The organism is Paraburkholderia sp. MM6662-R1 (assembly GCF_050436245.1).
Classification (GTDB): domain Bacteria; phylum Pseudomonadota; class Gammaproteobacteria; order Burkholderiales; family Burkholderiaceae; genus Paraburkholderia; species Paraburkholderia tuberum.
On the sequence record NZ_JBNDLV010000004.1, the window covers coordinates 2,454,249 to 2,480,474 of the forward strand.

General features: G+C 64.2%; 24 protein-coding genes. 10 read left to right on the forward strand and 14 right to left on the reverse strand.

Going from position 1 to position 26,226, the window contains the following annotated elements; translation table 11 throughout:
• The first annotated feature begins 413 nt into the window (after nucleotides 1-413).
• Nucleotides 414-1,361 carry a peptidoglycan DD-metalloendopeptidase family protein gene (locus OKW39_RS41170; protein WP_429565279.1) on the forward strand — a complete coding sequence of 316 codons (948 nt, stop codon included), beginning with the start codon at nucleotides 414-416 and terminating at the stop codon, nucleotides 1,359-1,361.
• A 249-nt stretch (nucleotides 1,362-1,610) separates the two neighbouring features.
• Here the strand turns inward: OKW39_RS41170 and OKW39_RS41175 are convergent, their stop codons facing one another.
• The gene (locus tag OKW39_RS41175) at nucleotides 1,611-2,009 is read right to left on the reverse strand and encodes a hypothetical protein (RefSeq protein WP_429333979.1); all 399 of its coding nucleotides are present in this window, start codon (nucleotides 2,007-2,009) and stop codon (nucleotides 1,611-1,613) included.
• Nucleotides 2,010-2,370: 361 nt separating this feature from the next.
• Between OKW39_RS41175 and OKW39_RS41180 the strand changes: the two genes are divergently transcribed.
• From OKW39_RS41180 to OKW39_RS41195, 4 genes are all read left to right on the forward strand, one after another.
• Complete coding sequence (locus OKW39_RS41180; RefSeq protein ID WP_018420878.1) at nucleotides 2,371-2,826, forward strand: (2Fe-2S)-binding protein; 456 nt, start codon at nucleotides 2,371-2,373, stop codon at nucleotides 2,824-2,826.
• Between the two features lies 1 nt (nucleotide 2,827).
• Nucleotides 2,828-5,080 carry a molybdopterin cofactor-binding domain-containing protein gene (locus OKW39_RS41185; RefSeq protein WP_429565280.1) on the forward strand — a complete coding sequence of 751 codons (2,253 nt, stop codon included), beginning with the start codon at nucleotides 2,828-2,830 and terminating at the stop codon, nucleotides 5,078-5,080.
• A gap of 17 nt (nucleotides 5,081-5,097) precedes the next feature.
• Nucleotides 5,098-6,402, forward strand: coding sequence for a c-type cytochrome (locus OKW39_RS41190; protein WP_429565281.1), 1,305 nt, complete (start codon nucleotides 5,098-5,100; stop codon nucleotides 6,400-6,402).
• 273 nt (nucleotides 6,403-6,675) lie between these two features.
• The gene (locus OKW39_RS41195) at nucleotides 6,676-7,998 is read left to right on the forward strand and encodes an MFS transporter (protein ID WP_429565282.1); all 1,323 of its coding nucleotides are present in this window, start codon (nucleotides 6,676-6,678) and stop codon (nucleotides 7,996-7,998) included.
• Nucleotides 7,999-8,023: 25 nt separating this feature from the next.
• Here the strand turns inward: OKW39_RS41195 and OKW39_RS41200 are convergent, their stop codons facing one another.
• From OKW39_RS41200 to OKW39_RS41230, 7 genes are all read right to left on the reverse strand, one after another.
• The gene (locus tag OKW39_RS41200) at nucleotides 8,024-8,680 is read right to left on the reverse strand and encodes an amino acid ABC transporter permease (RefSeq protein ID WP_429365362.1); all 657 of its coding nucleotides are present in this window, start codon (nucleotides 8,678-8,680) and stop codon (nucleotides 8,024-8,026) included.
• Between the two features lie 2 nt (nucleotides 8,681-8,682).
• Nucleotides 8,683-9,450, reverse strand: a complete 768-nt coding sequence (locus tag OKW39_RS41205) for an amino acid ABC transporter permease (protein WP_090805988.1) — start codon at nucleotides 9,448-9,450, stop codon at nucleotides 8,683-8,685.
• Between the two features lie 62 nt (nucleotides 9,451-9,512).
• Nucleotides 9,513-10,334: a transporter substrate-binding domain-containing protein gene (locus tag OKW39_RS41210; RefSeq protein WP_090805986.1), complete on the reverse strand. Its 822-nt coding sequence runs from the start codon at nucleotides 10,332-10,334 to the stop codon at nucleotides 9,513-9,515.
• A gap of 62 nt (nucleotides 10,335-10,396) precedes the next feature.
• Nucleotides 10,397-11,491 carry an ABC transporter ATP-binding protein gene (locus OKW39_RS41215; RefSeq protein WP_429333974.1) on the reverse strand — a complete coding sequence of 365 codons (1,095 nt, stop codon included), beginning with the start codon at nucleotides 11,489-11,491 and terminating at the stop codon, nucleotides 10,397-10,399.
• A 25-nt stretch (nucleotides 11,492-11,516) separates the two neighbouring features.
• Nucleotides 11,517-12,419: an ABC transporter permease gene (locus tag OKW39_RS41220; protein WP_429365365.1), complete on the reverse strand. Its 903-nt coding sequence runs from the start codon at nucleotides 12,417-12,419 to the stop codon at nucleotides 11,517-11,519.
• A complete protein-coding gene (locus OKW39_RS41225) occupies nucleotides 12,416-13,399 on the reverse strand; it encodes an ABC transporter permease (protein WP_429565504.1) in 984 nt (327 codons plus the stop codon). The genes OKW39_RS41220 and OKW39_RS41225 overlap by 4 nt, the downstream gene beginning before the upstream one ends.
• Before the next feature lie 5 nt (nucleotides 13,400-13,404).
• Nucleotides 13,405-14,499 carry an ABC transporter substrate-binding protein gene (locus OKW39_RS41230; protein WP_090805980.1) on the reverse strand — a complete coding sequence of 365 codons (1,095 nt, stop codon included), beginning with the start codon at nucleotides 14,497-14,499 and terminating at the stop codon, nucleotides 13,405-13,407.
• A 492-nt stretch (nucleotides 14,500-14,991) separates the two neighbouring features.
• On the opposite strand from OKW39_RS41230, the gene OKW39_RS41235 reads away from it, so the two are divergent.
• Nucleotides 14,992-15,885 (forward strand): LysR substrate-binding domain-containing protein, encoded by an 894-nt coding sequence (locus tag OKW39_RS41235; RefSeq protein ID WP_018420889.1) that lies wholly within the window; start codon nucleotides 14,992-14,994, stop codon nucleotides 15,883-15,885.
• Between the two features lie 35 nt (nucleotides 15,886-15,920).
• Here OKW39_RS41235 and OKW39_RS41240 read toward each other — a convergent pair whose 3' ends face one another.
• Nucleotides 15,921-17,003, reverse strand: a complete 1,083-nt coding sequence (locus tag OKW39_RS41240) for a calcium:proton antiporter (RefSeq protein ID WP_090805977.1) — start codon at nucleotides 17,001-17,003, stop codon at nucleotides 15,921-15,923.
• Between the two features lie 319 nt (nucleotides 17,004-17,322).
• Nucleotides 17,323-17,682 carry a BON domain-containing protein gene (locus OKW39_RS41245; protein ID WP_429333972.1) on the reverse strand — a complete coding sequence of 120 codons (360 nt, stop codon included), beginning with the start codon at nucleotides 17,680-17,682 and terminating at the stop codon, nucleotides 17,323-17,325.
• A 370-nt stretch (nucleotides 17,683-18,052) separates the two neighbouring features.
• On the opposite strand from OKW39_RS41245, the gene OKW39_RS41250 reads away from it, so the two are divergent.
• Nucleotides 18,053-18,682, forward strand: coding sequence for a DNA-3-methyladenine glycosylase (locus OKW39_RS41250; protein ID WP_184067218.1), 630 nt, complete (start codon nucleotides 18,053-18,055; stop codon nucleotides 18,680-18,682).
• A gap of 303 nt (nucleotides 18,683-18,985) precedes the next feature.
• Complete coding sequence (locus OKW39_RS41255; protein WP_090805972.1) at nucleotides 18,986-19,327, forward strand: DUF4148 domain-containing protein; 342 nt, start codon at nucleotides 18,986-18,988, stop codon at nucleotides 19,325-19,327.
• A 280-nt stretch (nucleotides 19,328-19,607) separates the two neighbouring features.
• Here OKW39_RS41255 and OKW39_RS41260 read toward each other — a convergent pair whose 3' ends face one another.
• A complete protein-coding gene (locus tag OKW39_RS41260) occupies nucleotides 19,608-20,051 on the reverse strand; it encodes a CBS domain-containing protein (protein WP_090805971.1) in 444 nt (147 codons plus the stop codon).
• A 338-nt stretch (nucleotides 20,052-20,389) separates the two neighbouring features.
• Here OKW39_RS41260 and ribA point away from each other — a divergent pair, with 338 nt between their 5' ends.
• Nucleotides 20,390-21,040, forward strand: coding sequence for a GTP cyclohydrolase II (gene ribA / locus OKW39_RS41265; protein ID WP_090805969.1), 651 nt, complete (start codon nucleotides 20,390-20,392; stop codon nucleotides 21,038-21,040).
• Between the two features lie 1,091 nt (nucleotides 21,041-22,131).
• On the opposite strand, the gene OKW39_RS41270 is transcribed toward ribA, so the two are convergent.
• Nucleotides 22,132-22,284, reverse strand: a complete 153-nt coding sequence (locus tag OKW39_RS41270) for a hypothetical protein (protein ID WP_429565283.1) — start codon at nucleotides 22,282-22,284, stop codon at nucleotides 22,132-22,134.
• Between the two features lie 243 nt (nucleotides 22,285-22,527).
• Between OKW39_RS41270 and uppS the strand changes: the two genes are divergently transcribed.
• Complete coding sequence (gene uppS / locus OKW39_RS41275) at nucleotides 22,528-23,268, forward strand: polyprenyl diphosphate synthase (RefSeq protein WP_090805968.1); 741 nt, start codon at nucleotides 22,528-22,530, stop codon at nucleotides 23,266-23,268.
• Nucleotides 23,269-24,079: 811 nt separating this feature from the next.
• Here uppS and OKW39_RS41280 read toward each other — a convergent pair.
• The gene (locus OKW39_RS41280) at nucleotides 24,080-25,072 is read right to left on the reverse strand and encodes a sugar-binding protein (RefSeq protein ID WP_090805965.1); all 993 of its coding nucleotides are present in this window, start codon (nucleotides 25,070-25,072) and stop codon (nucleotides 24,080-24,082) included.
• A 213-nt stretch (nucleotides 25,073-25,285) separates the two neighbouring features.
• Nucleotides 25,286-26,224, reverse strand: a complete 939-nt coding sequence (locus tag OKW39_RS41285; RefSeq protein ID WP_090805964.1) for an ABC transporter permease — start codon at nucleotides 26,222-26,224, stop codon at nucleotides 25,286-25,288.
• Nucleotides 26,225-26,226: the final 2 nt, after the last annotated feature.

Consider the following 26,226-nt stretch of genomic DNA (forward strand, 5'->3'; position numbering starts at 1 on the left):
ACGCAGATCGGCCAGCCTTCGGATTTCGAAGGCTGGCCTTTTTTGCGCCCTCCGACGCGACGCATGGCTATTCAAGTTCCCCTCCCGCCTGCCGATAAGTCGAATGTCAACAAGTCTGAACGCGCCGCGGCGAAGCGGTGATGTGTGCGTCGTTGGCGTCCCGATACACGTGCGGGTCGTAACGCGGAAATACGGCTCGTAAGGTGTGTATCAGAGTGTGTGGGGCAGGCGTTTCTATTAAACGACACTTTAGAATTCCGCGAGAAATTTGATCGGCCAGCAGGCAGGAAATGAGCGCCATACGAGGCGGCTTCGCCGTGCCGTCGGGAAGGCCGCGCGGCCGAAGATCGCGCACCTCGTCCGCGGCATCGGGCTATCCGGCTTGCGCATTCATAGAGCAGGAGTCGAACAGGATGAGAATGCGTTTCGACAGAACGTTATTGGCCAGTCTCGCCGGCGCGTGGGTCGCGCTGGCCGTCAGCGGTTGTGCGAACGTCGGGCAGCCCAATGCGCAGAACGGTGCGGCAACCAGCGCCAATGCGGCGTCCGGCGTGCCGGCGGCGAATGCGACAGGAGCGGCGTCCGGCGACCCGGCGGCAGCCGCGCCGCTGTCGATCGACGCCAGCGATAACGCGCCGCTGAAAAAGTCGCCGCCGCTCGTGTATCGGGTCAGGCGCGGCGACACGCTCGCGCGGGTTGCGCAGCATCATCACATCAGCGTCAAGCAGTTGCAGGTATGGAACGGGTTGAAGGCGTCGGCGCGGCTGAAGCCGGGGCAGGTGCTGCACGTTGCGTCGCCGGAAACGGTGCGCGCGGTGCAGGCGGCCAATGCGGCGGCCGCCGCATTGGCGGCGGCGCAATCCGCGGCGCAGCGTGCGTCACAAGCGACAGCGCAAACGTCGGCGCAAGCTTCGACACAGTCCGCCGCGCCGGCTCCGGATGCCACCGCAGTGCGCGAAGTCACGCAGGAAACCCGCCGGCACGCGAGCAGCGTGACGCTCGCGTGGCCTGCCGCGGGCAGCGTCGTCGAAGCGTTCCAGCCCGGCGAAACACGCGGCATCGAAATCGGCGGCAACGCGGGCGATCCGGTGCGAGCCGCCGCCGACGGCAAGGTGATGTACGCGGGCACCGGACTGAACAGCTATGGCAGTCTGATCATCGTCCAGCACAACAAGGATTTTCTGACCGCGTATTCGCACAACCGCAAGCTGATGGTCAAGATGGGCGACATTGTCCGCAAGGGACAGCAGATCGCGGAGATGGGCGACGAGAACAGCTCGCGTGTGTCGGTGGGGTTCGAAGTGCGGCGCGACGGCAAGCCGGTCGATCCGCTGCCTTATCTGCCGCAGGGGCGCGGCTGAGCTTCCACGTTCCCGCAAAAGCTCACCTTGAATTTATTCAGCTAAACCAGGTAATTTGATCGACCGCGCATTCCGGCGGTCGACGAATCGTTGCAAAAGTACCTTCACGTCAGAGCATTCCGCTCGATCTGCGCAAGAATACCGACGATCAACCATGCGGCCTCGACCCGCAGCCGTTTATGAACGGTGAGGCAATGCAGGAGCCGGCAGGCAGCGCACGCGCCGCCGCCGTGCCTGTGCGAATCGCCGTTACGTCGTTTGCCCTCCGCGCAGCAGCCGCGCTACCTCGCCGTGGTAATGCAGGATCGCGGGATCGGCCTGCAAGAGCGGCAGATAACGCGGCAGGAAGTGATTGTGCGGTTGCTCGGGCGAGAACAGGCCGACCACGGCCTCGGCGGTCGCGAGACGGTCGCCGGCCTCGGCTTCCGCGTCGTCGAGAACTTCGTCGACGCTCGCGATCACCGTCGACAGCGGCGTCAGCCAACGAAACCCCGAGCCGTTGATCAGCACCTGCAGGAATGCCGCCGGCGTTACCGGGCCGAACTCCTTTTCGTACGCGGCGCGTTCGTGATCGAGAATCGCCTTGTGCAGCGCAAGCAATGGTCGGCGAATGTCCGTGAGGAATTGAGTGCATTGCGGGTCGTTCATCGGCGGCTCCAGCGGCTGAGGTGATTCGACGGAATCGTGCGTCGCAACACCACTCAGTGCGATGCAGCGGGTCGCGCGATCACGCTAACGGATCGATTCGTCGATGGTAACGCATCGCTCCAGCCCACACATGCGATCCACCGCGCACAGCATGCGATGTGCCGCCTGACACCGTCAAAGCGAACTTCTTTCGACACGACTACAATCGGCCGGTTTTCTTGCGACACCCGCTCGCTCACAGGCCGCATTTCATGGCTTATTAGCGCGACACGCCGAACAAAACCGGTGCATGTCGGCGGTCTGGTGCGGTGTCGCGATCTAAACCGCGTGACCACAACAACATCCCCATCCGGAGCCGCTCATGACAACGCTCAATATCAACGGCGAAACCCATACCGTCGATGCCCCGCCCGACATGCCCCTGCTGTGGGTGCTGCGTGATCTCGTCGGGCTGACCGGCACCAAGTTCGGCTGCGGCATCGCGCAATGCGGCGCATGCACCGTGCATCTCGATGGCGTCGCGGTGCGCTCGTGCGTGTTCCCGGCGGCGGCGGTCGGCGACCGCAAGATCGTCACGATCGAAGCGCTCGGCGCCACGCCCACGGGCCAGAAAGTGCAGCAGGCCTGGCGTGAGCTCGACGTCGTGCAATGCGGCTACTGTCAGTCGGGGCAGGTGATGTCGGCGGCGTCGCTGCTCGCGCGCAATCCCAATCCGAGCGACGCCGACATCGACGCCGCGATGGCGGGCAACATCTGCCGCTGCGGAACCTATCACCGCGTGCGCGCGGCGATCAAGCACGCCGCGAAGGGGGCCTGACATGTCCCAGGGATTGCTCGATGCACAGAACGGCGCGCAGCCGGCTGACACCGACACGCGGCACGCACGCGGCATCTCGCGGCGCGGCTTCCTCAAATTCGGCGTGACGGTCGGCGCCGCGGCCGGCGGCGGTCTGCTGCTCGGCTTCAGCATGCCGGCCGCGAGCCAGGATCAGAAGGCGGGCAAGAGCGTGATCGGCGGCGATGCGAACGAGGCGCCGCAAAGCGGCGTGTTCGCGCCGAACGCGTTCATCCAGATCGACAACGCCGGCAAGGTCACGCTCGTGATACCGAAGGTCGAGATGGGTCAGGGCGTCTATACGTCGATTCCGATGCTGATCGCCGAGGAACTCGAAGTGCCGCTCGGCACGGTCATGCTCGATCACGCGCCGCCCAACGAAAAGCTCTTCATGGACCCGCTGCTCGGCGGCCAGTTGACCGGCGGCTCGACGTCGATCCGCTTCGCGTGGGAGCCGATGCGCCGCGCGGGCGCGACTGCGCGCGTGATGCTGATCAACGCGGCCGCGCAGCAGTGGCAGGTCGATCCGGCGAGTTGCCATGCGCAGGCCGGTCAGGTGATCCACGCGGCCAGTAATCGCAGCGCGAGCTATGGTCAGCTCGCGCAGGCCGCCTCCGCGCTGCCCGCGCCGCAGAACGTGCCGTTGAAAGACCCGAAGGACTTCAAGCTGATCGGCACGCCGGTGAAGCGTCTCGATTCGCCGGAGAAAGTCGACGGTACCGCGCAGTTCGGCCTTGACGTGCGCTTGCCCGAGATGGTTTACGCGGCGATCGCGAACTGTCCGGTGTTCGGCGGCACGCTCGCGAGCGTCGACGATACGCATGCGAAGACGATCCCCGGCGTGCGCGAGGTCATCAAGCTCGACAACGCGGTCGCGGTGATCGGCGCTCACACGTGGGCCGCGAAGCGCGGCCTGCAGGCGCTCGACATCAAGTGGAACGAAGGCGCGGGCGCGCAGTTATCGATGAAGCGCATCGTCGACGATCTCGCGGCGGCCTCGCAACATGGCGGCGCGGTGGCGCGCAAGGACGGCGACGTCGGCCGCGCGTTCGGCGATGCGAAGTCGCGCGTCGACGCGGTCTACCAGCAGCCGTTCCTCGCGCACGCGACGATGGAGCCGGTCAACGCCACGGTCCACGTGCGCGGCGACGCCTGCGAAATCTGGCTCGGCTCGCAGGTGCCGACGCGTGTCGTCGATGCGGCGGTCGCGGTCACGGGCTTGCCCGCCGACAAGATCATCGTGCACAACCATCTGATCGGCGGCGGCTTTGGACGGCGGCTCGAAACCGACATGGTCACGCAGGCCGTGAAGGTCGGCAAACAGGTGCCGACGCCGGTCAAGGTGCTGTGGACGCGCGAGGAGGACATCCAGCACGACATGTACCGGCCGTACTACTACGACACGATCTCGGCCGGGCTCGACGCGAACGGCAAGCCGATCGCGTGGCAGCATCGCATCGCCGGGTCGTCGATCATGGCGCGCTTCGCGCCGCCCGCGTTCAGGAACGGGCTCGACCCCGATGCGGTGGAGGTCGCCGCCGATCTGCCGTACGACCTGCCGAACCAACTGGTCGACTACGTGCGCGTGGAACCGCACGCGGTGCCCACCGCGTTCTGGCGCGGCGTCGGGCCGACGCGCGGCACGTTCGTCGTCGAGAGTTTCATCGACGAACTCGCCGCGCACGCGAAGATCGATCCGGTGCAGTACCGGCGCGATCTGCTCGGCAAATCGCCGCGCGCGTTGAACGTACTCAACCTGGCCGCGCAAGCGGGCAACTGGGGCAGCGCGCTGCCCAAGGGGCAAGGGCGCGGCATCTCGGTGATGCACGCGTTCGGCAGCTTCTTCGCGATCGTCGTCGAGGTCGCGGTCGAGCAGGGCGAAGTGACGGTCAAGCGCGTCAACTGCTCGGTCGATTGCGGGATGTTCGTCAACCCGAACACGATCGAAGCGCAGGTGCAGGGCGGCATCATCTTCGGCATCACGGCGGCGCTTTATAGCGAGATCACGATCAAGGACGGTCGCGTCGAGCAGAACAACTTCACCGACTACCGGATGCTGCGCATCAACCAGACGCCGCCGATCGACGTGCATATCGTGAAGAGCGGCGAGGCGCCCGGCGGCATCGGCGAACCCGGCACCGCGGCGCTCGCGCCCGCGCTGACCAACGCGATCTATGCGGCCACCGGCACGCGGCTGCGGCAATTGCCGGTTGGCCGCCAACTGCACAACGCCTGACGCGAAAGGAGCCCGACATGAAAAAAATGCTGAAGGGTCTTGGCGCGGCGCTATGCGTCGCGTTGCCGTTTATCGCCCAGGCGCCTGCTGATGCCGCAGCTCCGTCAGCCACCGGTGCAGCCGATCAAACGCTCGTGCAACGCGGCGCTTACCTCGCTCAACTCGGCGATTGCGCCGCCTGCCACACCGCGCCGAAAGGCAAGCCGTTCGCCGGCGGCCTGCCGATGAACACGCCGATGGGCCGCATCTACGTGACCAATATCACGCCCGACGCACGGACCGGCATCGGCGGTTACACCGAAGCTGACTTCGCGCGGGCGCTGCGTGAGGGCGTCGCGAAAGACGGCCACAACCTGTATCCGGCGATGCCGTATCCGTCCTACGCGAAGGTCGACGACGACGACGTGAAGGCGCTGTACGCGTTCTTCATGCACGGCGTCGCGCCAGTGCAGCAGGCGAATCGCGAGTCCGACATCAAGTGGCCGTTGAACATGCGCTGGCCGCTGATGTTCTGGAACATGGCGTTTCTCGAGAAGGGTGCGTATCGCGACAAGCCGGGCAAGGACGTCGCGTGGAATCGCGGCGCGTATCTGGTGCAAGGGCTCGGACATTGCGGGTCGTGTCACACGCCGCGCGGTGTTGCGTTCCAGGAAAGTGCGCTCGACGAAAGCGGCAGCGCATTCCTGAGCGGCGCGCTGCTCGATGGCTGGTTCGCGTCGAACCTCACGGGCGAGCACAACACCGGGCTCGGCCGCTGGAGCGACGAGGATCTGCGCACGTTCCTGAAGACCGGCGCGAATCGCCATGCATCGGCGTTCGGCGCGATGACGAGCGTGATCAACAACAGCACGCAAGCGATGAGCGATCAGGACGTCGCGGCAGTCTCGACGTATCTGAAGTCGCTGCCGCCGGTCGGCGGCACCGGCGCGGCCGCCTATACGTACGATCCGCAGGCGACGAAGGTGTCGCTCGATCGCCCCGCGAACGATGCCGGCGCACGCGTCTATACGGCGTATTGCATGCATTGCCACGGCGTCGACGGGCACGGCTTCGCGCCGATGCTCGCGCCGCTCGCCGGCAATCCGAACGTGCTCGCGAAGGACGCGTCGTCGCTGATCAACGTCACGCTGAACGGCACCGGCGATCTCGTGATCGACGGCGTGCCGTCGCCGTTTCCGATGCCCGGCTTCGCCGCGGTGCTCGACGATCAGCAGATCGCCGATGTGCTGAGCTTCGTGCGGACTGGCTGGAACAACGGCGCGCCGGCGGTCGGTGCGGCGGAGGTGGCGAAGTTGCGGCAGTCGACGCAGGCGGGGCGTTGATCGGCCGCTAAGTGCGGCGCAGAAGCGCGCTTGCCGACCTCGCGCCGTTTCAGGTTGTGGGCCAACCGACGGCAGCTATCATCGTGGGACGGCACACCGCGCCTTCGTCGATGGACTCGCCGTCGGCCAATGCCGACATTTGCACCACGACCGATACAGGCGCATTGGTCCTATGGGAGTCCCCGTCGTGTTCGAACGGCTCTCGGAATTGGCAACGACCTTCGTCCGCCGTGCGGCGTCGAAGTCTCTGCGCGAAGCTGATGGACTTCCGACATGACCCTATCCAGTCAAGCCCGAAACGTGTCGGTCACACCGTCGGCTTCTCGCCTGTCGACGCTCAGTCACATACAGATCGCGTCGCTGTGGTTTGCGCTCTTTACCCAATGGATGACGGTCGTTCCGGTGCTCGTGCCGGCACAGGTCGCCGATATGCTCGGACGCGATGCCGCGTTGAAGGAAGGCGTGGCCGGCTCCGTCATTGCGTCCGGCGCATTCATTGCGATGATCGTGGCGCCACTGGCCGGCGCGCTTTCAGATCGCTGCTCTGCAAAACATGGACGCCGGCGACCGTTTCTCGTCACCGGCGTGTTCGGCATTGCGGTTGCACTGGTATGGCTTGGTTCATTCAACGGCGGGGGGAGTCTATGGATGTATACACTCGCGTTCCTGCATCTCCAGTTCTGGTGGAACTGGGCGGCGGGGCCGTACGCCGGGCTGGTGCCCGATGTCGTGCCAAAACAGGAAACCAACCGCGCGAGCGCGTGGCTCAACGTGATGACCGTGCTCGGCACGATCACTGGCAACGTGGTGCTCGTTGTCCTCTATTCGCCGGGCCACCTGTATCCTACGGTTGCCGCGTTCATTGCGATCATGTTGCTCTGCCTTTGGCTGACGATTCGCGGCTCGCGCGAGCCGACACCTGTCAGATCCCGACAACGGTTCGAGCTCGTCACGTTCATGCGCTCGTTCTATCTCGATCCACGCCTGCACCGAAACTTTTACTGGGTGCTGGTAACCCGTCTGTTCGGCAACATGGGAATCTGGTCGATCTTCGCCTTCATGTTGTACTACCTGCAGGACGTGATCGGCATTCGTCATCCGACCAGTCTCCTGAATGGGCTGCTTGGCGTCGGCGTGGTGCTAGCGATCCCGGCCAGCCTGCTGGGCGCATGGCTCGCCGACCGGCACGGTGTCGTTCCCGTCGTCCGCCTGACCAGCTGGATCATGGCCGGAGCCGCGATTGGCTTTGTCCTGCTGGCGTTGCATCCAAACCTGTTGCTGGTGATCGCGGTCGGGCTGGTTTTCTGCGCCGCTTACGGAACCTATCAAGCCGTCGACTGGGCACTCGCGTTGCAAGTGTTGCCAGACGATGCGTCCAGCGGCAAGGACATGGGCATCTGGCAAGTGTCGATGGTGCTACCGCAGATCCTCGGCCCTGCCGCCACCGGGTGGATGCTGTCATGGGTCAAGGCGTTTGCCGGTGCCGGACCCGCCTATGTCGTCGCGTTCGTCGTCGCAGCGGGGTGGTTCGTGCTCGCGGCGTGGTTCGTCTCGCGCATCAAGATTGCTTCCCGGCAGCACGTATCCGTGACTTGAACTACAGACCGCGAATCACCTCACCTCACCGATGCTGTCCCGCCTTCTGCCGCTTTTCGAGCACGCGAGCATACCAGGTCAGCGGAAAACACATCGCGAAGTAGATCATCGCGACCATGCCGTAGATCGGAAACGGCCGGAACGCGGCATTCGTGATCATCGTGCCGGTCTTCGTCAGTTCGGCGAAGCCGATGATCGACGCGAGCGCGGTGCTCTTGACCACCTGCACGAGAAAACCGACGCTCGGCGCGACCGCGATCTTCAGCGCCTGCGGCCACACGATATAGCGCAACTGCTGGCCGAACGTCATGCCGAGGCTCGCACCCGCGGCCCACTGACCGCGCGGCACCGCTTCGACGCAGCCGCGCCAGATGTCGACCAGATACGCGCTCGTATAGAGCGTCAGCGTGACGGTCGCGGCGGCCCACGGCGACACGTCGATGCCGATGAGCGGCAAGCCGAAGAAGGCGAGAAAAAGCTGCATCAAGAGCGGCGTGCCCTGAAACACCTCGACGTACAGCACGACGATGCGGCGCAGCCACGCGATCGGCGACACGCGCATCGCGAGCAGCACGAGCCCGACGATCCCGCCGCCGACGAACGCGATCAGCGACAGCAGCACGGTCCAGCGCGCGGCGAGCAGCAGGTTGCGGGCGATGTCCCACAGCGTGAATTCGACCATGATCAGCGCTCCGTCGGCAGGGTGCGCGCGCCGCGCCACATCAGGCGGCTGCGCCAGTTGCGCGGCAAGCCGTCGTTGCCGCTACTACTGCTGTTGTTACCTCGTGCCGCACGGCCCGCGAACAGCCCGCGGCCGAAGCGGTTCAACAGCTGCCGCAACACGATCGACATCAGCAGATAGGCAGCCGTGATGATCACGTAGCTCTCGAACGAGCGGAAGTTGCGCGACTGGATGAAGTTCGCCGCATAGGTCAGGTCGGGCACCGAGATCTGCGACACGACGGCCGAGCCGAGCATCACGATCAGCACCTGGCCGAGCAGCGCGGGAAACACGTTGGCGAGCGCCTGCGGCAGCACGACGTAGCGGAACACCTGGCGCCCATGCAGGCCGAGCGCCTGTGCGGCCTGCACCTGACCGCGCGAAATCGAATCGATGCCGGCGCGCACGATCTCGATCGCGTACGCGCCGAGATTGACGGTCATCGCAAGAATCGCGGCCTCTATCTCGTCGATATGAATGCCGAGGCTCGGCAGGCCGAAAAACACGAAGAACAACTGCACCAGAAACGGCGTGTTGCGGATCAGCTCGACGTAGCTCGCGACGAGCCAGCGCGCCCACTTCGGCCCGGCCGCCGCGATGCTCGCGCCGGCGATCCCCACCATCCCGCCCGCCAGGGTCGACACGGCCGTGAGGCCGAGCGTCACGGCGGCGCCGCGCGCGAGCATCCCCGCATACAGGCCGAAGCCGCTGAAATCGAACGCGTAAGTCATGGCCTCGTGCCCATCGTAGGATCAGATCGCGGCGCGGCCTTCACGGCGCCACGCCACAGGTTTCAAAAATCGGCCGGCAGCGGCGCGCGCAGCCACTTCTGCGAGATCGCGTTCATCGTGCCGTCCTTGCGGGCCTTGGCAATCGTTTCGTCGACCTTCGCCTTCAGGCGCGGCTCGTTCTTGTTCAGACCGACGTGATCGGGCGAGCTGAACAGCGCGAACTTCTGCTCCGGATCGTTCGCCGGATGCCGCGCGAGAATCGTCGCGCCGACGTCGTTGCCGACCACCATCAACTGTACCTGACCAGAAAGAAACGCCGAAATAGCGCCGTTCGGATCGTCGAAACGTTTGATGTTCGCCGACGGCGGCGCGATCTTCGTCACGCTCAGGTCTTCGAGCGTGCCGCGCGCGACCGAGATCGACTTGCCGCCGAGGTCGGCGGCGGTCTTCACCGGCAGCGACTTCGGGCCGAACACCGCGAGGTAGTACGGCGCGTAGGGTTGCGAGAAGTCGATCACTTTTTCGCGCTCGGGCGTCTGGCCGACCGACAGCAACATGTCGGCCTTGTGGTCGGCGAGAAAGGCCATGCGGTTGTCGCCGGTGACCGGCACCAGTTCGACCTTCGCGTTGAGCGCCTTACCGATCAGATTGGCGACGTCGATGTCGTAGCCGACCGGTTTCATGTCCGGACCGATCGAGCCGAACGGCGGATAGTCCTCGAATACGCCGATGCGCACGGTGCCGGACTTCGCGATGTCGTCGAGCGCGTCGGCATGCGCGGCCGACGGCAGTGCGCACAGCGCGCCGAGCGCGGTCATCGCGAGCGTCGCGGCGAGCGTCGCGAACACGCGGCGGGTCGATTGGAGAGCGGGGCGCTGGTTCATGATGGGTTCCTCTGTCGTAATACGGTAGTTATTCAGGCAAAGCCGTATGATGGGTTCGGGTATCAGGCGGCGCGCGCGGCGATCAGCTTGCACGCGTGCGGCGGCAGCTCGGCGAGCACCGGCATGCCGAGCGCGAGCCCGGGCGTTTCGCGCGGCGTGGTCGCGGCGGTCAGCGTGAAGCCCACGCAATCGATCGTCGCTTCGAGCGAGGCGCCGACGTCGCGAATGAACGTGACGGTACCGGGCAGCCGGTTCGGGTTCGGTGCTTCCGTGGCCGCCTTCACGCAGATGTCCTCGGGGCGAATCAGCAGGCGGATCGCGTCGCCGGCCGCACCCGGCTGCCGCGCATCGGCGAGCGGCGCGCCCGGGTTCGGCGTCACCGCGATGCGCCGTCCGCCCGGCAGGCTCACGACGCCCGCGCCGTCGTACCGCACCGGCAGAATGTTGCCGAGCCCGATGAAGTCGGCGACGAACTCGCTGACCGGATCGCGGTAGATGTCGAGCGGCTTGCCGACCTGCGCGATGCGGCCTTTCTCCATCACGACGATCTCGTCGGCCATCGTCATCGCTTCGCGCTGGTCGTGCGTGACCATGATCGTCGTGATGCCGAGGCGTTGCTGCAGCAGGCGGATTTCGACCTGCATCGCTTCGCGCAGCTTCGCGTCGAGCGCGGACAGCGGCTCGTCGAGCAGCAGCAGTTGCGGCTCCGAAGCGATCGCGCGAGCGATCGCGACGCGTTGGCGCTGACCGCCCGACAGTTGCGTGACCGGCCGATTCGCCATGTGCGGCAGCTGGATCAGCTCGAGCAGTTCGGCGACGCGGCGCGTTTGCCGTGCTTTCGCGACCTTGCGCAGCTTCAGCGGATACGCGACGTTCTGCGCGACCGTCATATGCGGAAACAGCGCGAGCGACTGGAACACCATGCCGAAGTCGCGCCGGTTGGCCGGCAGTCGCGTGATGTCGCGGCCGGCGAAATGGATGCTGCCCTCGGTCGGCGTTTCGAGGCCTGCGATCATCCGCAGCAGCGTGGTCTTGCCGCAGCCGGACGGGCCGAGAAAGCACACGAGCTTGCCGTCGGGCACGCTCAGGTCGACGTCGTCGACGGCATGCACGGCGCCGAAGCGCCGCGTGACGGCCTGCAAGGTCAGATGGGTCATCGGAAGCTCCAGCAAGGTGACGGGTTCACAGCGCGACGCCTTCGTCGCCGATCAGCTTTTCGAGCAGCCAGATCAGCGCGAAGTCGATCGCGACGATGACCACCGCGAAACAGAACACGGTCGGATCGAGCGACGACACCGTGCGGCTATAGAGCCACACCGGCAGCGTGATCGTATCGATGCTGTACAGGAAGAACGTCACCGTGAACTCGTTGAACGACACGATGAAGGCGAACAGCATGCCGGCGAGAATGCCGGGGCGCATCAGCGGCAGCACCACGTCGATGAGCGCGCGGCCGGGGCTCGCGCCCATCACGAGCGCGGCTTCCTCGAACTCGGGGCCGATCGACGCGACCGACGCCGCGCAGTTCTTCACCGTGAACGGCAGCGCCAGGATCACATGCGCGATGATCAGACGGCCGACGCCCAGCTCGACCGGCAGCACGTTGAACACCAGCAGCAGCGACAGGCCGAGCATCACGAGCGGATAGACGAGCGGCAGCGCGACCAGTTGCTCGACCATCGGCTTGCCGCGAAAACGGTAGCGCGACAGCGCGTACGCGGCGGGCACGGAGACCAGCGTCGCGATCAGCATCGTCGCTAGCGCGACGACGAGACTCGTGCTCAGCGCGGCGCCCATCGACAGCGTATCGGTCGCGTCCGGTGACACGAAGCTGTGCCACGCCGCGCGGTACCAGTGCAGGCTGTACGCGTGCGGCGGGAATTCGAGCGTGTCGGCCGCGCTGAACGACATCGCGATCATCGTCAGGATCGGCAGCGCGGCGAGAAACAGCACCACGCCCGCGACGAGCGCGGTCGCGCGGCCGAGCTGGCCGGGCATCGTCTGCGGCAGGCGCGGGAAGCGCGGGAAGCGCGGCGAACGAGGTTCGGTGCGCGGCAGGCGCGAGGTCGGCAGCGGCGTGCTCATGCGTGAGGCTCCCCGGTCAGACGCTGGGTGCGGCGCACGAGCCGTTGCGACAGCGCCATTACGGCGAGCGTCGCGATCATCAGCGCCACGCCGGAAGCGGAGGCGGCCGGCCAGTTCAAGAGCGGCGCGACCTGATCGTGCACCAGCACCGCGAGCATCGGCACACGCCGGCCGCCGAGCAGCAGCGGCACCGCGAACGCGCTCGCGTTGTACGCGAACACCAGCAGCGCGCCCGACACGAGGCCCGGCATCGCGAGCGGCAGCAGCACGTGACGCAGCGTTTGCCAGCGCGTCGCGCCGAGCGTCGCGGCGGCTTCCTCGTACGAGATCGACACCGCGCGCATCGCGCTGGACAGCGGCAGCACGGCGAGCGGAAACGCGGTCTGGATCAGCCCCAGCAGCACGCCATGCTCGCGATACAGCCACATCACCGGACGCTCGACGAGTCCGCTCGCGAGCAGCGCGTGATTGAGCAGACCCGCCGGGCCGAGGATCACGAGCCAGCCATAGCCTTGCAGCAGCAGATTGACGAGCAGCGGCAGCAGCACACCCGCGAGCAGCAGCCGGCGCGCGAGCCGCGATGTCGTGCGCGCCATCGCGAGCGCGACCGGAATCGCGAGCACGACCGCGCACAGCATGCTCTGGAACGCGAGCCGCAGCGTCAGCCACAACGATTTCAGGAAGTAGCCGTCGAGCAGGTCCGCGTAGTTCTGCAGCGTGAAGCTGCGCCATTCATTGCCGGACGTGCCGAAGCTCATGCGCAGCACGACCAGCGCAGCCGCGCCGAGTATCGCCAGAAACAGCAGGATCGGCGCGAGCAGCAACCACGGCCGGGCTTTCGCGAGCGTCGTTGCGCCGGCAGCGGGGTCGGTCACGGCAGTCTCGACGACTGCGCAAGCGCAAGCAGCGCCGCCGGGCGTCGGGCCCGGCGCCGCTTCGTCCGGCATCATCGCGGCACGCCGCGGGAAGCGCGCGAGCATCGTGGTTACGCCGAGAAGATTTCGGTGTAGCGCTTGATCCATGCCGGCTGCACGGCGGCGAGCGCCTTGTCGTCATGCAGCACGGCTTTCTCGGCGATCTGCTGCGGGCTCGGCACGAACGCGCGGCTCGCGGCCGGAATCATCGCTTTCGAATTGACTGGGCCGTTCAGCACATCGGCCGCCATGCGGCCTTGCACGCCGGCGTCGAGCGAGTGATTGATGAACGCGTGGATCAGGTCGGTGTCGCCCGGGTGCGCTTTCGGAATCACCGTGAACATCAGTTGCGTCGCGAAGCCTTCCTTCATGCCGTAGGTCACGCCCATCTTGTATTCGGGCTTGCGGATCTGATCCGGGAAAAACGCGGGCGAGTAGATGCCGCCGATGTCGAGCGAGCCCGTGCGGAACAGGTCGGCCACCTGGTTCGGGTTCTCGCCGAGCGTCATCACGCGGTCTTTGAGCTGCGCGAGCTTCTTGAAGCCGGGCTCGATGTTCTGCTGCGAGCCGCCGTTCATCTTCGCGGCGATGATCGCGAGATCGACCGCTTCGGCCCATTCGGGCGGCGGCAGGAAAATGCGGCCGGCGTATTTCGGGTCCCACAGCGCCTCGTACGACGAAGGCGGCGTCTTGACCGTCGCGGTGTTGTAGATGAGGCCGTCGGACCACAGCAGATAGCCGACGCCGAAACCGTTCGCGCCGGTGCGGTATGGCGGCGCGACTTCTTTCAGGTTCGGCAGGCGGTCGAGGTCGGGCTTCATCAGCAGGCCCGCGTCGGCGAGGCCGGAGGCGCCGACACCGGCGAGCGTGATCACGTCATAGGTGGGGCGCTCGCCCGCTGCCTTGACTTTGGCGACCATGCCGGAGGTGCCGTCGGCGCGGTCGGCGATCACCTTCGCGCCGGTCTTCGCCGTGAAGGTCGCGGCGATGTTGCGCAGCGCGGCCGTGCCGGTATCGTCCGACCACGTCAGGATGCGCAGCGTCTTGCCGCTGAAGTTGTGCTCCTGCGCGCGCAGATTGAGGAACGGCATCGGCAGCGCGGATGCCGCGAGCGCCGTACCGATCGTCTTGATGGCCTGCCTTCTACCCCGTTTGATCTGCTGCATGGCGGTCTCCTGTGTTGAACGCCCGTTGCCCATGATTCGCCGTGACCGCTGCCGGATATACCGTGCGTGGATGCACTGTAGGTTTGCCAAAATCACGCAACAATCGAAATATGCGCATGGATCGCATGACGTACGCTCATGGCTCGCCGCCGGCGAACGCGGTGGCGAGCGATTGGGCGACGCGCCGGGAAGCTACGGGCGATGGCTTATCCGGGTTAACGTCCATATCTGGCTGAGGAATCCCAGCGCGCGTCGAGGTATGAGGAAAGCTCGGTTCTGGTGCGGTTGCTGAAGGCTTTTTTGCACCGCGCCGGTGCGACATTCCTCGGTACGGGCGTTTTTCACGCATGCCATGAGTCGAACGCATGCGGGTTTGCCTGCGCGCCCACTCGTGCGCGCATAGCCGATCGCGTATGCTGTGGGCTTGGCGGGCAGGGCGGCGAGGGGCGCTGCCGCAGCCAAGCAATGATTTTTTCTGATCCTGGACATCCGATGCGACGCCTACCGCCGCTCAACGCGCTGCAGATTTTCGAAACCGTCGCGCGCCATCGCAGCTTCACGCGTGCCGCCGACCATCTGTGCCTGACGCAAGGCGCGGTCAGCCGGCAGATCATCGCGCTCGAGGAGTACTACAAGTTTCCGCTGTTCAAGCGGCACGCAAAGGGGCTGACGCTGACCGCCGAGGGCGAAATGCTGCTGCCGGCGGTCAAGGAGAGCTTCGCGCGGATCGAGGAAATGTCGCTGCGCTTGACGAGGCAGCGCACCGATCTCGCGCTGAAGGTGCCGACCTGCGTGATGCGCTTGATGCTGCCGAAGATCATGCGCTTCCAGTCCGACTATCCCGATCTGCACGTGCAGATCACGACCACCTGGCAGCACGACGTCGATTTCCAGAGCGAGCCGTTCGACGCGGCGATCATCTATGGTTCGTCGCCCGGTGCGGACGTGCAGGCGGTGTCGCTGTTCGAGGAGCGTCTGACGCCGGTCTGCACGCCCGAGCTGCTGAAGGACAAGCCGCTCGCGCAGGTGGCCGATCTCGGGCGCCACACGCTGCTGCATCCGACGCGCGATCACCGCGACTGGAAGATGTGGCTCGCGAAAGTCGCGGAAGCCGATTCGGCGGGCGCCGCGACGATCGACGCGGAGCTCGGCCCGAGCTTCGATACGCTCGACATGGCGACCAACGCCGCCGCGCAGGGCTTCGGTGTCGCGATCAGCGACCTCGCGCTAATCGACGAGGACGTCGCCGCCCGGCGCCTCGTGCGGCCGTTCGATACCGTGCTGAAGACCGGCTGGCGCTATTACTTCGTGTATCCGGACTCAGTCGCGCAACAGCAGAAGCTGAATCTGTTCCGCGACTGGATCGCCGAGCATTGGGAAGAGTGAGGTTGCCGTCCGCCCGTGCCGGATAAGGCATCGCGTCACGGCGCGAACGACAGAAACAGATAAGCCGCGAACAGCGACAGATGCACGGCGCCTTGCAAAATCGTCGTGCGCCCGGTGCTGAGCGTCAGCGTGGCGACCACCAGCGTGAGCGCGAGCAGCACCATGTCCTTGCCATCGATGCCGAGCACGATGGGCTGACCGATGTACAGGAACACGCCGGCAACGGTGGGAATGGTCAGGCCGATACTCGCCAGTGATGAGCCGAGCGCAAGGTTCAGGCTGGTCTGCAGACGGTCGGCGCGCGCTGCGCGCAGCGCCGCGAGTCCTTCCGGCAACAGCACCAGCGACGCAATCACGATACCGACCACCGCCGGCGGCGCGCCCGCGCTCAGCACCGCTGACTCGACCACCGGCGACAGCACTTTCGCGAGCAGCACGACCGCGACGAGGCTCACGAGCAGCAGCACGCCGCTGATGGCGGCGAGGCGCGCGCCGGGCGGCTCGGCATGGACGTCTTCGTCGGGCACGCCGGCGAGGAAGTAGTCGCGATGGCGCACCGTCTGCACGAACACGAACACGCAGTACAGCACCAGCGACGACACGCCGGCAAACGCGAGCTGCGACGGCGACAGGACAGGCCCGGGGCTGGTGGTCGTGAAATTCGGCATCACGAGCGTCAGTACCGACAGCGACGCGAGCACCGCCAGCGCGGCCGCCGCGCCGCGGCTCTGGAAGTCCTGTTCCAGATGGCGGATGCCGCCCACCAGCAGACACAGCCCGACGAGCCCGTTGCAGACGATCATCACGGCCGCGAATACCGTATCGCGCGCGAGGCCGGCTTTCTCGGGACCGGACGTCAGCATCACCGAGACGATCAGCGCCACCTCGATCACCGTGACGGCGACCGCGAGCACCAGCGTGCCAAACGGCTCGCCGACGCGATGCGCGACCACTTCGGCATGATGCACGGCGGCAAACACGGCCGCGCATAGCGACATGCCGGTCAGTGCGAGCAGCAGCGTGTTGCCCGGCATCGCGTAGGCGGCGCCGAGCACGATCCAGCTAACGATCGGCGCGACGAGAGTCCAACGAGGCAAGACGGTCGCGGACGAAGTCATGCGGCCTTCCTTTCGGTGCATGTATAAACTTGAAGTAATATCTTAACAAGTGACGTTAAGCTATTAAATTATCGGGAATAACTCGTTACGAGAAGCCGTCGCCACGCGGTCGGGTGGTCATCGCGACGCGCATAGCGCATTAAAAATATCGCGGTTTCGGGGGCGCGGGGAATCGCCGCGTCGGATGGTGCGATGGCCGCACCGTGAGGCAATGGTGTCGAGCGCTGCATCGGAGGGTGAATTGGCGTCCCGGCGGAGCTTTCCGCCGTCGACGCCAGCTTGCTGCTGTTATCGCAACTTCTTCGGCCGTTCGACCGGATTACTGGCCCATCGCGCGGATCGACAGCGCGCTCTTCACCGACGTCACGCCTGCCACGCCTTGAGCGGCGTTCGTCGCGAGTTCGATCTGAGCCTGTTCCGGCACCGAGCCTTCCAGCGTGACGGCGCCTTCGCGTGCGCGCACGGTGATGTTGCCGACGGTCAGGCCCTTCGTACGTGCGAGCGTCGCGCGGACCTTCTTCTGCAGCGCGCGATTAGCCGCGCGAGTCTGCTTGGTGGTCGGTGCCGTTGCCGCCGGCGCTGCGGTCGCGGCCGCCTCGCTGCTTTGCGCGTACGCATTGAGGGAAGCGAGAACGACCAGCGCGCCGCCGATCATCTTGATTGCCGAGAATGCTTTCATTCAACCATCTCCTGTTGTCGTAGAACGTCGATCCCCGGATGGGATCGATTTTTTTTACACCAGCGGGTACGGCGGGATTCCATGCCAATGGAACAGGTACAGCAGTCTGCGAACGCTTTCAGCCGACACGCGGTTTCAGCGAGCCGCGAAGCGCGCGCCGAAACATGCAAACGGCCGTGTGACCGGCCGGATGAACACAATACAACAATTGGTGCCATGTTGACTTCCATGGCGCAGAAAATGAGGCTTCGGTACAACGAATTTGTCGAGCGCAACCGGTCGATGACGTGAGAGTAGGGCGACTGCGCGCTTGTCGCGAGGCCGTAGGTTTCAGCACCGATTTCAGCACCGACTCAAGGACACCCAGCGCATGCGAAACGAAGCTCTTCCGATCCGACCGTTGCGCCGCGAGGATCTGCCGATCGATACCGTGGAACTCGCGCGCTTCATGGTCGGCAAATATCTCGTGCACGATCTGCCCGAAGGACGCCTGAGCGGACGCATCGTCGAGACCGAGGCGTATCCGCTCGGCGACTCGACGAGCCATGCGTTCATCGGACGTCGTCCGTACAACGGGTCGATGTTCCTCGCGCGCGGTCATGCTTATGTGCGGCTGACCTACGGCGTGTCTTACATGCTCAACATGTCGTCCGAAGCGGAGGAGGTCGGCGCCGGCATCCTGCTGCGCGCGATCGAACCGCTCGAAGGACTCGCGCTGATGGAAGCGCGCCGTCCCGGCGTGCCGCTGCGCGATCTCGCGCGCGGACCCGGCCGGCTGACGGTGGCGTTCGGCATCGGCCAGGCGCTCGACGGCCGCGATTTGTGTACGGGGCGGGGGCTATGGATCGGCGTGATCGAGACTGGCGACGCGCCGATCGGCGTGACGACGCGCATCGGCCTGTCGCGCGAGATGCACCGTCCGTTGCGATTTTTCGAGCCGGGCAGCGCGTTCGTCAGCGGCCCGCGCAAGCTACTGACGATTCCGCATTCGGGCGCATGACGTCGCAGCTACGCGCGTACATCGATTCAGACGTTTCGGCGTGCGGGGCGGGCGAATTTTTTCTTCGATCAGACGTATTTCGGAAACATCAGACGCAAAGGTGACGATCCGGGCAATTGTTACCCCGAAGATCATGCTAACGGAGGCGGTTCCACGATATTTCCCGAGATCGTTGCGAACCGAGCAATTTTCTATCTCGAAATTAAGGGTTTTCCCTTGGCAGTGCGGTGACTAGACTCAAGTGATTCGCTGGACACCGAAGTGTCGGCGATGCAGATAAAACCACATTGGAGGGAAGTCACCATGAAATCGCTGATCAAGGCAGTTGCCATTGCGGCCCTTGTCGCCGCGCCGGTCGTATCGTTCGCGCAGTCGAGCCAGCAGCCGGTCACCCGCGCGGAAGTCCGCAGCGAACTGATCCAGCTGGAGCACGCGGGCTACAACCCGTCGACCTCGAGCGACCCGAATTATCCGGCCGACATCCAGGCCGCCGAGCAGCGCGTGCAAGCGCAAAATCCGGCCGTCGCGCAAACCCAGCCGAGCGCTGATACCAGCGGTTACGGCGCGCCGATGAGCGGATCGACCCAGGCGGGCGGCATGAAGCAGCCGATGAGCGGCCCGAAGAGCGTCTATTTCGGTAACTAATTTCGGTAACTAATTTCGGTAACTAAGCAGGCAGCAGAATCTGTGTGCGCGTCGTTTGACGGCGCACACAGCGTTTCATACCCGGTACTGTTTCAAACGAGCGCGCCGCACTCATGCGCCCGAGAGCGTGTTATCCGCGCGCGTTGCGTTCCTCTTTCCGAAGGAACCTCCACTGCCGCAAGGTAGCTTGGCCCAAGCTCTTAGAGGTTTGGGCTTTTTTTGCGTCTGGTCCCGCGCGGATGATCGATGCGGTGTCGCTCAGCGAAAACCGTGCTGCCTGTCAGAGCCGTTCGCCGTGAATATAGAACTCGAGTTGCTGAATCGTGAACTGCTGTTCCGCGATGATGTCCTTCACGAGGTCGCCAATCGACACCATGCCGACCAGCCTCTCGTTGTCGATGACAGGCAGGTGACGCATGCGCCGCTCGGTCATCAGCGCCATGCACTCTTCAGTCGTCTGGTTCGGACGAACGAAGCGCACCGCCTTGCTCATGATGTCGCGCACCGGCGTCGCCTTCGACGACCGGTCCATCAGCACGATCTTGCGCGCGTAGTCGCGCTCCGTGATGATGCCGGCGATGCTGTCGCCGTCCGTCACCACCAGCGCGCCGATGCTTTTCTCGGCCATCAACCGGATCGCCTCGTAGACGGAATCGTCGGCGCCGATCGTGTAGACGTCGGAGGGGTTCGGTTTCGTTTTAAGAAGCTGTGCAACGCTTGTCATGGAGCGGCTCCGTTTCGCAATGCAGCACGCCGAAGTGGCGCACTGTCGTGAGGGACAGGCGATACCAGTATAGGCGCGACGTGCGCCCGCGGTACACCGGGAATACCTCGGGCGCGCCGGACGATGCCCGCTGGATTGACGCGGTCCGCGCGGGCTTGTTTCGGGTCTCGGGCTCGTGTTTCTCGTGATGCGCGTGTGCCTGGTGCGGCTTGTCGCGGGGCAGCGTCCCGTGCAAGCGAAGGGGCATCCACGTGCTGCATGCGGATTAGCGGTAAACTCGCAGTCCACACCTTATCCCCGGCTCGACCGGGTTCATGCCAGCACCATTGTTCAACGCCATGCTCACGTCTCAGGATCCATCGCCCGCAGCGGACGGCGCCGTCACCGGCGAATGCGTCGTGCTCGACGCCACCGCTACGCTGCCCACGCGCTACGGCACGTTCACTTCCTATGTGTTTCGCGTGGTCGACAGCGGCGCCGAACATCTCGCGCTCGTGATGGGCGATGTCGCCAACCAGTCGTCGGTGCTGACGCGCCTTCATTCGGAATGTCTGACGGGCGACGTGCTCGGCTCCTATCGCTGCGACTGCGGCGAGCAGCTCGATCTCGCGCTGCGCTATATCGCGGCAGAGGGTTGCGGCGTACTGCTGTATCTGCGCGGCCACGAAGGACGCGGCATCGGTCTGTCGAACAAGATCCGCGCGTATGCGCTGCAGGAGCAGGGGCGCGATACCGTCGAAGCCAACCTCGATCTCGGCCTGCCCGACGATTCACGCGAATACGATTCGGCCGCGGGCATCCTGCGCACGCTGAAGGTCACGTCGGTACGGCTGATGAGTAACAATCCCGAAAAGTTCGACACGCTGTCGAAGCACGGCATTCCGGTGTGCGAGCGTGTCGCGCTCGCGATTCCGATGCGCGAGGAAAACGAGCGGTATATCCGCACGAAGCAGTTGAAGTTCGGGCATTACTTCGACGAGAACGAATAGCCATGTTTTCAGGCTTGCCTCGGTAAGGCCAAAGCCTTCCCGGGATATGCCGCAAGTAACTGAATTTTAAGAAAAATATTAACACTTCAGGCCCATCGGTTGGTGTGTCGATGCGTGTCTCCGCTTACCCAAACTTGTGATGCTGGCATAGGTTTTTGTGCCGTTATGCAGAAAACCTGCGCCGAGGGAAGAATGCGCTTTGATGCACGTGCCGTGGCCAGGCTGCCGAGCGGCGAGCACATGACGTTTGAGGGATTTCCAGGCCTACGCCTACCAGGCTTCAACGAGCCGCAAGTCATGGACGTATCGCTATAAGTCGCCGATCGACGGTCGCATGCGACAGGTGAAGTTCGTGAGTGGCCGTCGACCTCATTTGCCGCAGCGATCGCTGAGTGGCAAACGAAGCGCGTCGAACGCGATTCCGGTGCCGAACCTTCGACACTGCGGAGAACGGGAATCAGCGGCTGCGCACCCAGGCGATTACACCGTCAGACAGCTGTGCCGCGACTATCTGGAAGGGTATGTAGAAGTAAATCGGAAGACCAAGGGAGCGGTCGAGGTCGCACGTATATTCAAGGCGATGCTGGGGCCTATAGGGGATATGCGCGTCACAGCCGTCACACGCGCCCAGGCTTTCGATTTCCTCGAGTCGTACCGGTCGACGCCGGCGCCTTCGCATGGAACTGGATAGCGCCTGGCATTACGCGCTTGATGCTGGTCGTCTTCCTGAACAACATCAGCAAGAAGTGGATGATGCCGATCCGCGACTGGAAGGCCGCACTGAACCGCTTCGCGATCCAGTTCAAAGAGCGGCTGGTGCCGGGTTAAACCTCAACCCGTTTACACAAAATTCCGGACACCCCCCGCGCTTGCCCGTCACGCATTGGTCCGCCCACGACCTTCGACGCGCAACTCGGACGCTTCTTGCAACGCTGGGATGTCCCAACGATATTGCCGAGGCAGTCCTCGGCCACGTACAGCCCGGAATCATCGGCGTCTACAACCGCCATACTTATCACAGGGAAAGGCGTGAGTGGCTCACGCAGCTGTCGCATGGCCTGGCGGCTCCAGCGCCGCCCAGATCTCGTTGCTTATTTTTCGTCTTGTCGTCCTGCCAGGATATGGCGTTTGGGCCCAGCCGCGCTGTCCAGGTTGTAGCTGATCACGTCGGGTGGAAATCGATAGCCAACATAGGAGAGCGGGTTGTCGACGGCGGTATCGTTCTGTTGGGCGGCTGCTTTCATGAACGAAATCATCGCCGGGCCCCCTTAAACCTGCCGATACGTGAACAAAGCCTGGAGAGTATCTCCGTCTTAAGCATCCTTTCAGTTTCGTCTGCATACCATACGATTGTCCATTTCGTCCGGTGGCCCAGCCGATGTCCACGTGATTTGGTGGCGGTCGAATTGATCACCAGGAAAAGAGTCCAGGGGCACCTTCATGACCTTCGGGGACTTTCGTGTTCCGCCTGACTCGCGGCGGTTCCCATGATCCATAAAAGTTCGACCGTTAGCGTACCGGCCGTGACCGACGTGCCGCGGCACATTGCAATCATTATGGACGGCAATGGCCGCTGGGCGGCACAGCGCAAGCTGCCCCGAGTGGCCGGTCACGTGAAGGGTGTCGAAGCGGTCCGCGCGATCGTCGAGGGCTGCGCGCGGCGCGGCGTCGAATTCCTGACGCTGTTTGCATTCAGTTCGGAGAACTGGCGCCGGCCGGAGGACGAAGTGTCGTTCCTGATGCGTCTGTTCGGGGCGACGCTACAGCGTGAAACGGCACGGTTGCACAAGAATGGCATCCGCTTGCGCGTCGTTGGTGATCTATCGGCGTTCGATGCGCACCTTCGGGCGCTCGTGAAGCGAGGGGAAATCAGAACCGCCCACAATACACGTATGACGCTGACCATTGCGGCGAATTACGGCGGTCGCTGGGATATCCTTCACGCTATAAGCGAGCTACCCGCACGGAGTGCCGTCGATGGTCACGCCGTGCCGGTCGACGAAGCCAGCTTCGCGCAATATCTGGCGATGGCGTACGCGCCGGAACCCGATCTGCTGATCCGGACCGGAGGTGAGCAGCGCATCAGCAACTTCCTGCTATGGCAGCTCGCGTACACTGAACTCTACTTCACCGACATATTCTGGCCAGATTTTGACGACGCCGCGCTTGATGCAGCGCTCGCATCATATCGGGCGCGCGAACGTCGTTTTGGGCGCGCAAATGCATGACAGAGGTGTGAAGTATTCACTCATGCTAGACGCCTACTTTATCGGGAGGAGAGGGGTCACTCAGACAATCTCCTGCTGTACGAAATGGCCGGTGCCATTCTGTCAGCCGCGCCGCGATCGCGGCACGCCACTGGCGAATTGCGCAACCGCTACTTTTCCCCGCTCGTCGAAGTGCTTGAGGCCGTCGAGGCCTGTTTCCGACACTGGATCAGGTCAAACGAGATTTTGCGAAGATTATGCTGCATTATTCAAGACGCTCTGTTTAGTTATCGCGACCCAGCGACATTTGGCTCAAAAGCTGTGATTTGCAGGAGACGAACTATGGGCTACTGGGCTTATAAGGAGGTTCGGTCCATGCATTTCCTTGGGACTCGGTGCTCGCCGTGCAGGATTCGCTCAGGCGGGCTGGCCTGTGGTTGCTGCAATGCGGAGACGCCGGGTCATTTGACCAACGTCAAAACCCTGCGGTGCAATGAGAAGAACGTGAGAGAAGTCCAGGATGCGAAGCTTATCTGATGCTTAGCGACGTCATGTTTGGGATGACTGAACAAACCGGAGCGATGCTTCGAGCCGTGGGATTTCTCATGTAATCAGCGTACTCCTGGGCAACTTAAGGCGGAGGTTAACGATGCGCATCAACGGCGAAGGTGTCGAAGCGTGCATTGTCGGCGCGCTATTGGTGTTCAATGCCGCGCCCGGCCTCTTTCAGGAAGAGCAGGCAAATGGTGTCGTCGATGCATTGAGGCAGCGCAGAGTCGGCTCGGTGTCGATCCGGCTCGCGCGTTATCGTGATGATGTGGGCCGCCGGCCTTCAATGCTTCAGGCAAGTGTCGGCGTTCTTCCATGTGCAGACGTCGAGTCCGGTGTGAATGACCGGAGGTACCGACTTCCCTTCCGCGAGGTCACGCATGACCATCGCGGCGCGGTAGCCCATTTCCTCGGGCCGCTGGCCGACGAGCACATTCACCTTGTGTTCCTTGAGCGCTTGCAGTTCGGGCCCGAGCGTATCCGCCGAGACGATCACGAACTTGCCGTTCTTGATCTTGTCCATTATCGGCGCGACAACCTGCGAATAGGCCTGCGGCGCAAAGAGAGGCCAGCCGCCCGCTAGCAGAAAGGCGTCGAGACCGGTAGGGTGGGCGGTCAGCGTGTCCTGCATCATCTGGTTCGCCTTGGCGGCGTCGTCGTTCACGTAGAGCGGACAGCCACTGATCTCATGCCAGCCGTTCTCGCCAGCGAGCTTCGTGATCCCTTTCTTCCCGGAGAGCACATCGCGCGCGCCCTGGGCCCGCTGGTTGATGTTCTCCGCTGCCGGATTGCCCATCACCAGGCAGACATTGCCGCCTTTGGGCATCAGCATCTTCAACTGCTCGCCAAGCTTGGCGCCCAGTTCGTAGTTGTCGGTGCCGACATAGGCCTTGCGCAGCGACGCATCCTTCGGCAGCAGATCGGCATCCGCGGTGATGATCGGGACCGATCCGCCGCGGCGGCGCAGCACCTCCGCCACAGCCGGCGCGTTCGCGGGCGAGATCGCCATGCTCGCGACGCCCTTGGTCAGCAGGTCGTCGATGATCTGCACTTGCGCGCTCTCGTCCGCGGCGGTCGCGGGACCGGTGTAGTAGCAGTTGTAGCCTTCCTTGTTGAGTTCCTTGTTCGCCCGTTCGCATCCTTGATGCATGAGGTCGAAGTACGGGTTGTCGAGACCCTTCACCACCAGCGCAAGGGTCTTATCGGCCGCGAAGCCAGAGGACGCCAGCATCGCGAGTCCTCCAGCCGCGGCAAGACACATCCACAGTTTCTTCATTGCTTCCTCCTGTTCGGCGCCGGCTCTACGGTGCCCATGTGGGCCTACACAGTCTTCATAACGATCCAACGTCAGGCCCGAAATCGGAACTCGGCCTTGGAGCGGATCCTCGCGGTCTTGTGAACCCATGCGTGCGGCAGTTCCGCGCCTGATCCGGCCGCACCCGCTTCCCGCGGCACCGGCCGGGAAGCGGCCGGCGCGTCCAACGACATTTCAATCTCCTTGCCGCTCGCCACCGAGCCTGTTAAAGAGCACCGCGACGACGATGAAGCTGCCGACGACCGTGCCCTGCCAGAACGCGTCGACGCCGAGCAGGATCAGGCTGTTGCGGATGACCTCGATGAGCGCCGCGCCGACGATCGTGCCGAAGGCGCTGCCAACCCCGCCGATCAGATTGGTCCCGCCGACCACGGTAGCAGCGATCACACGCAGTTCGTCGCCGGTGCCGAGGCCTGTCGTCACCGCGCCTAGCCAGCCGACTTCGAGAATCGCCGCGACGCCCGCCATGAGGCCGCAGAGCATGTAGACGGAACAAACGATGCGGCGCACCGGTACGCCGGTGAGAGTCGCCGCATGACGGTTGCCGCCGATCGCGAACACGTAGCGGCCCCAGCGGGTCCAGCCGAACGCGAACCAGAACAACAGCCCAAGCAGGATCAGGAACCACACCGGATTGGCGACGCCGAGCGTCGCGCCGCCGCCGAGCGCGAGGAGCTTGCTGCCGTCGGGGCCGAAATCGAAAATGGTCCGGCTGCGGGAGATCACGAGTGCGAGGCTGCGGCCGACGCTCAGCATGGCGAGCGTCACGACGAAAGGCTGCATGCCGAGATACGCGATGAGCAAGCCGTTGACGAGGCCGACCAGCCCGGCGGTCAGTAGTCCCATGCCGATACCGGCCCAGATCGGGTAGCCCGCGTTCATGACGACCGAGAGCACGATACCGCTGATGCCGATCGTCGAGCCAACCGAAATGTCGATGCCGCCCGTGACGATCACCGCCATCATTCCCAGCGCCACGATGGCGACGAAGGCGAAGTTTCGCGTAACGTTGAAAAGATTCTCGGAGGTCGCGAAGGTCGAGGTCGCGAAAGACAGGGCGATACAGGCGACGATCGTTGCCAGCACGACCCAGAACACCTGGCTTGCGAGCATTC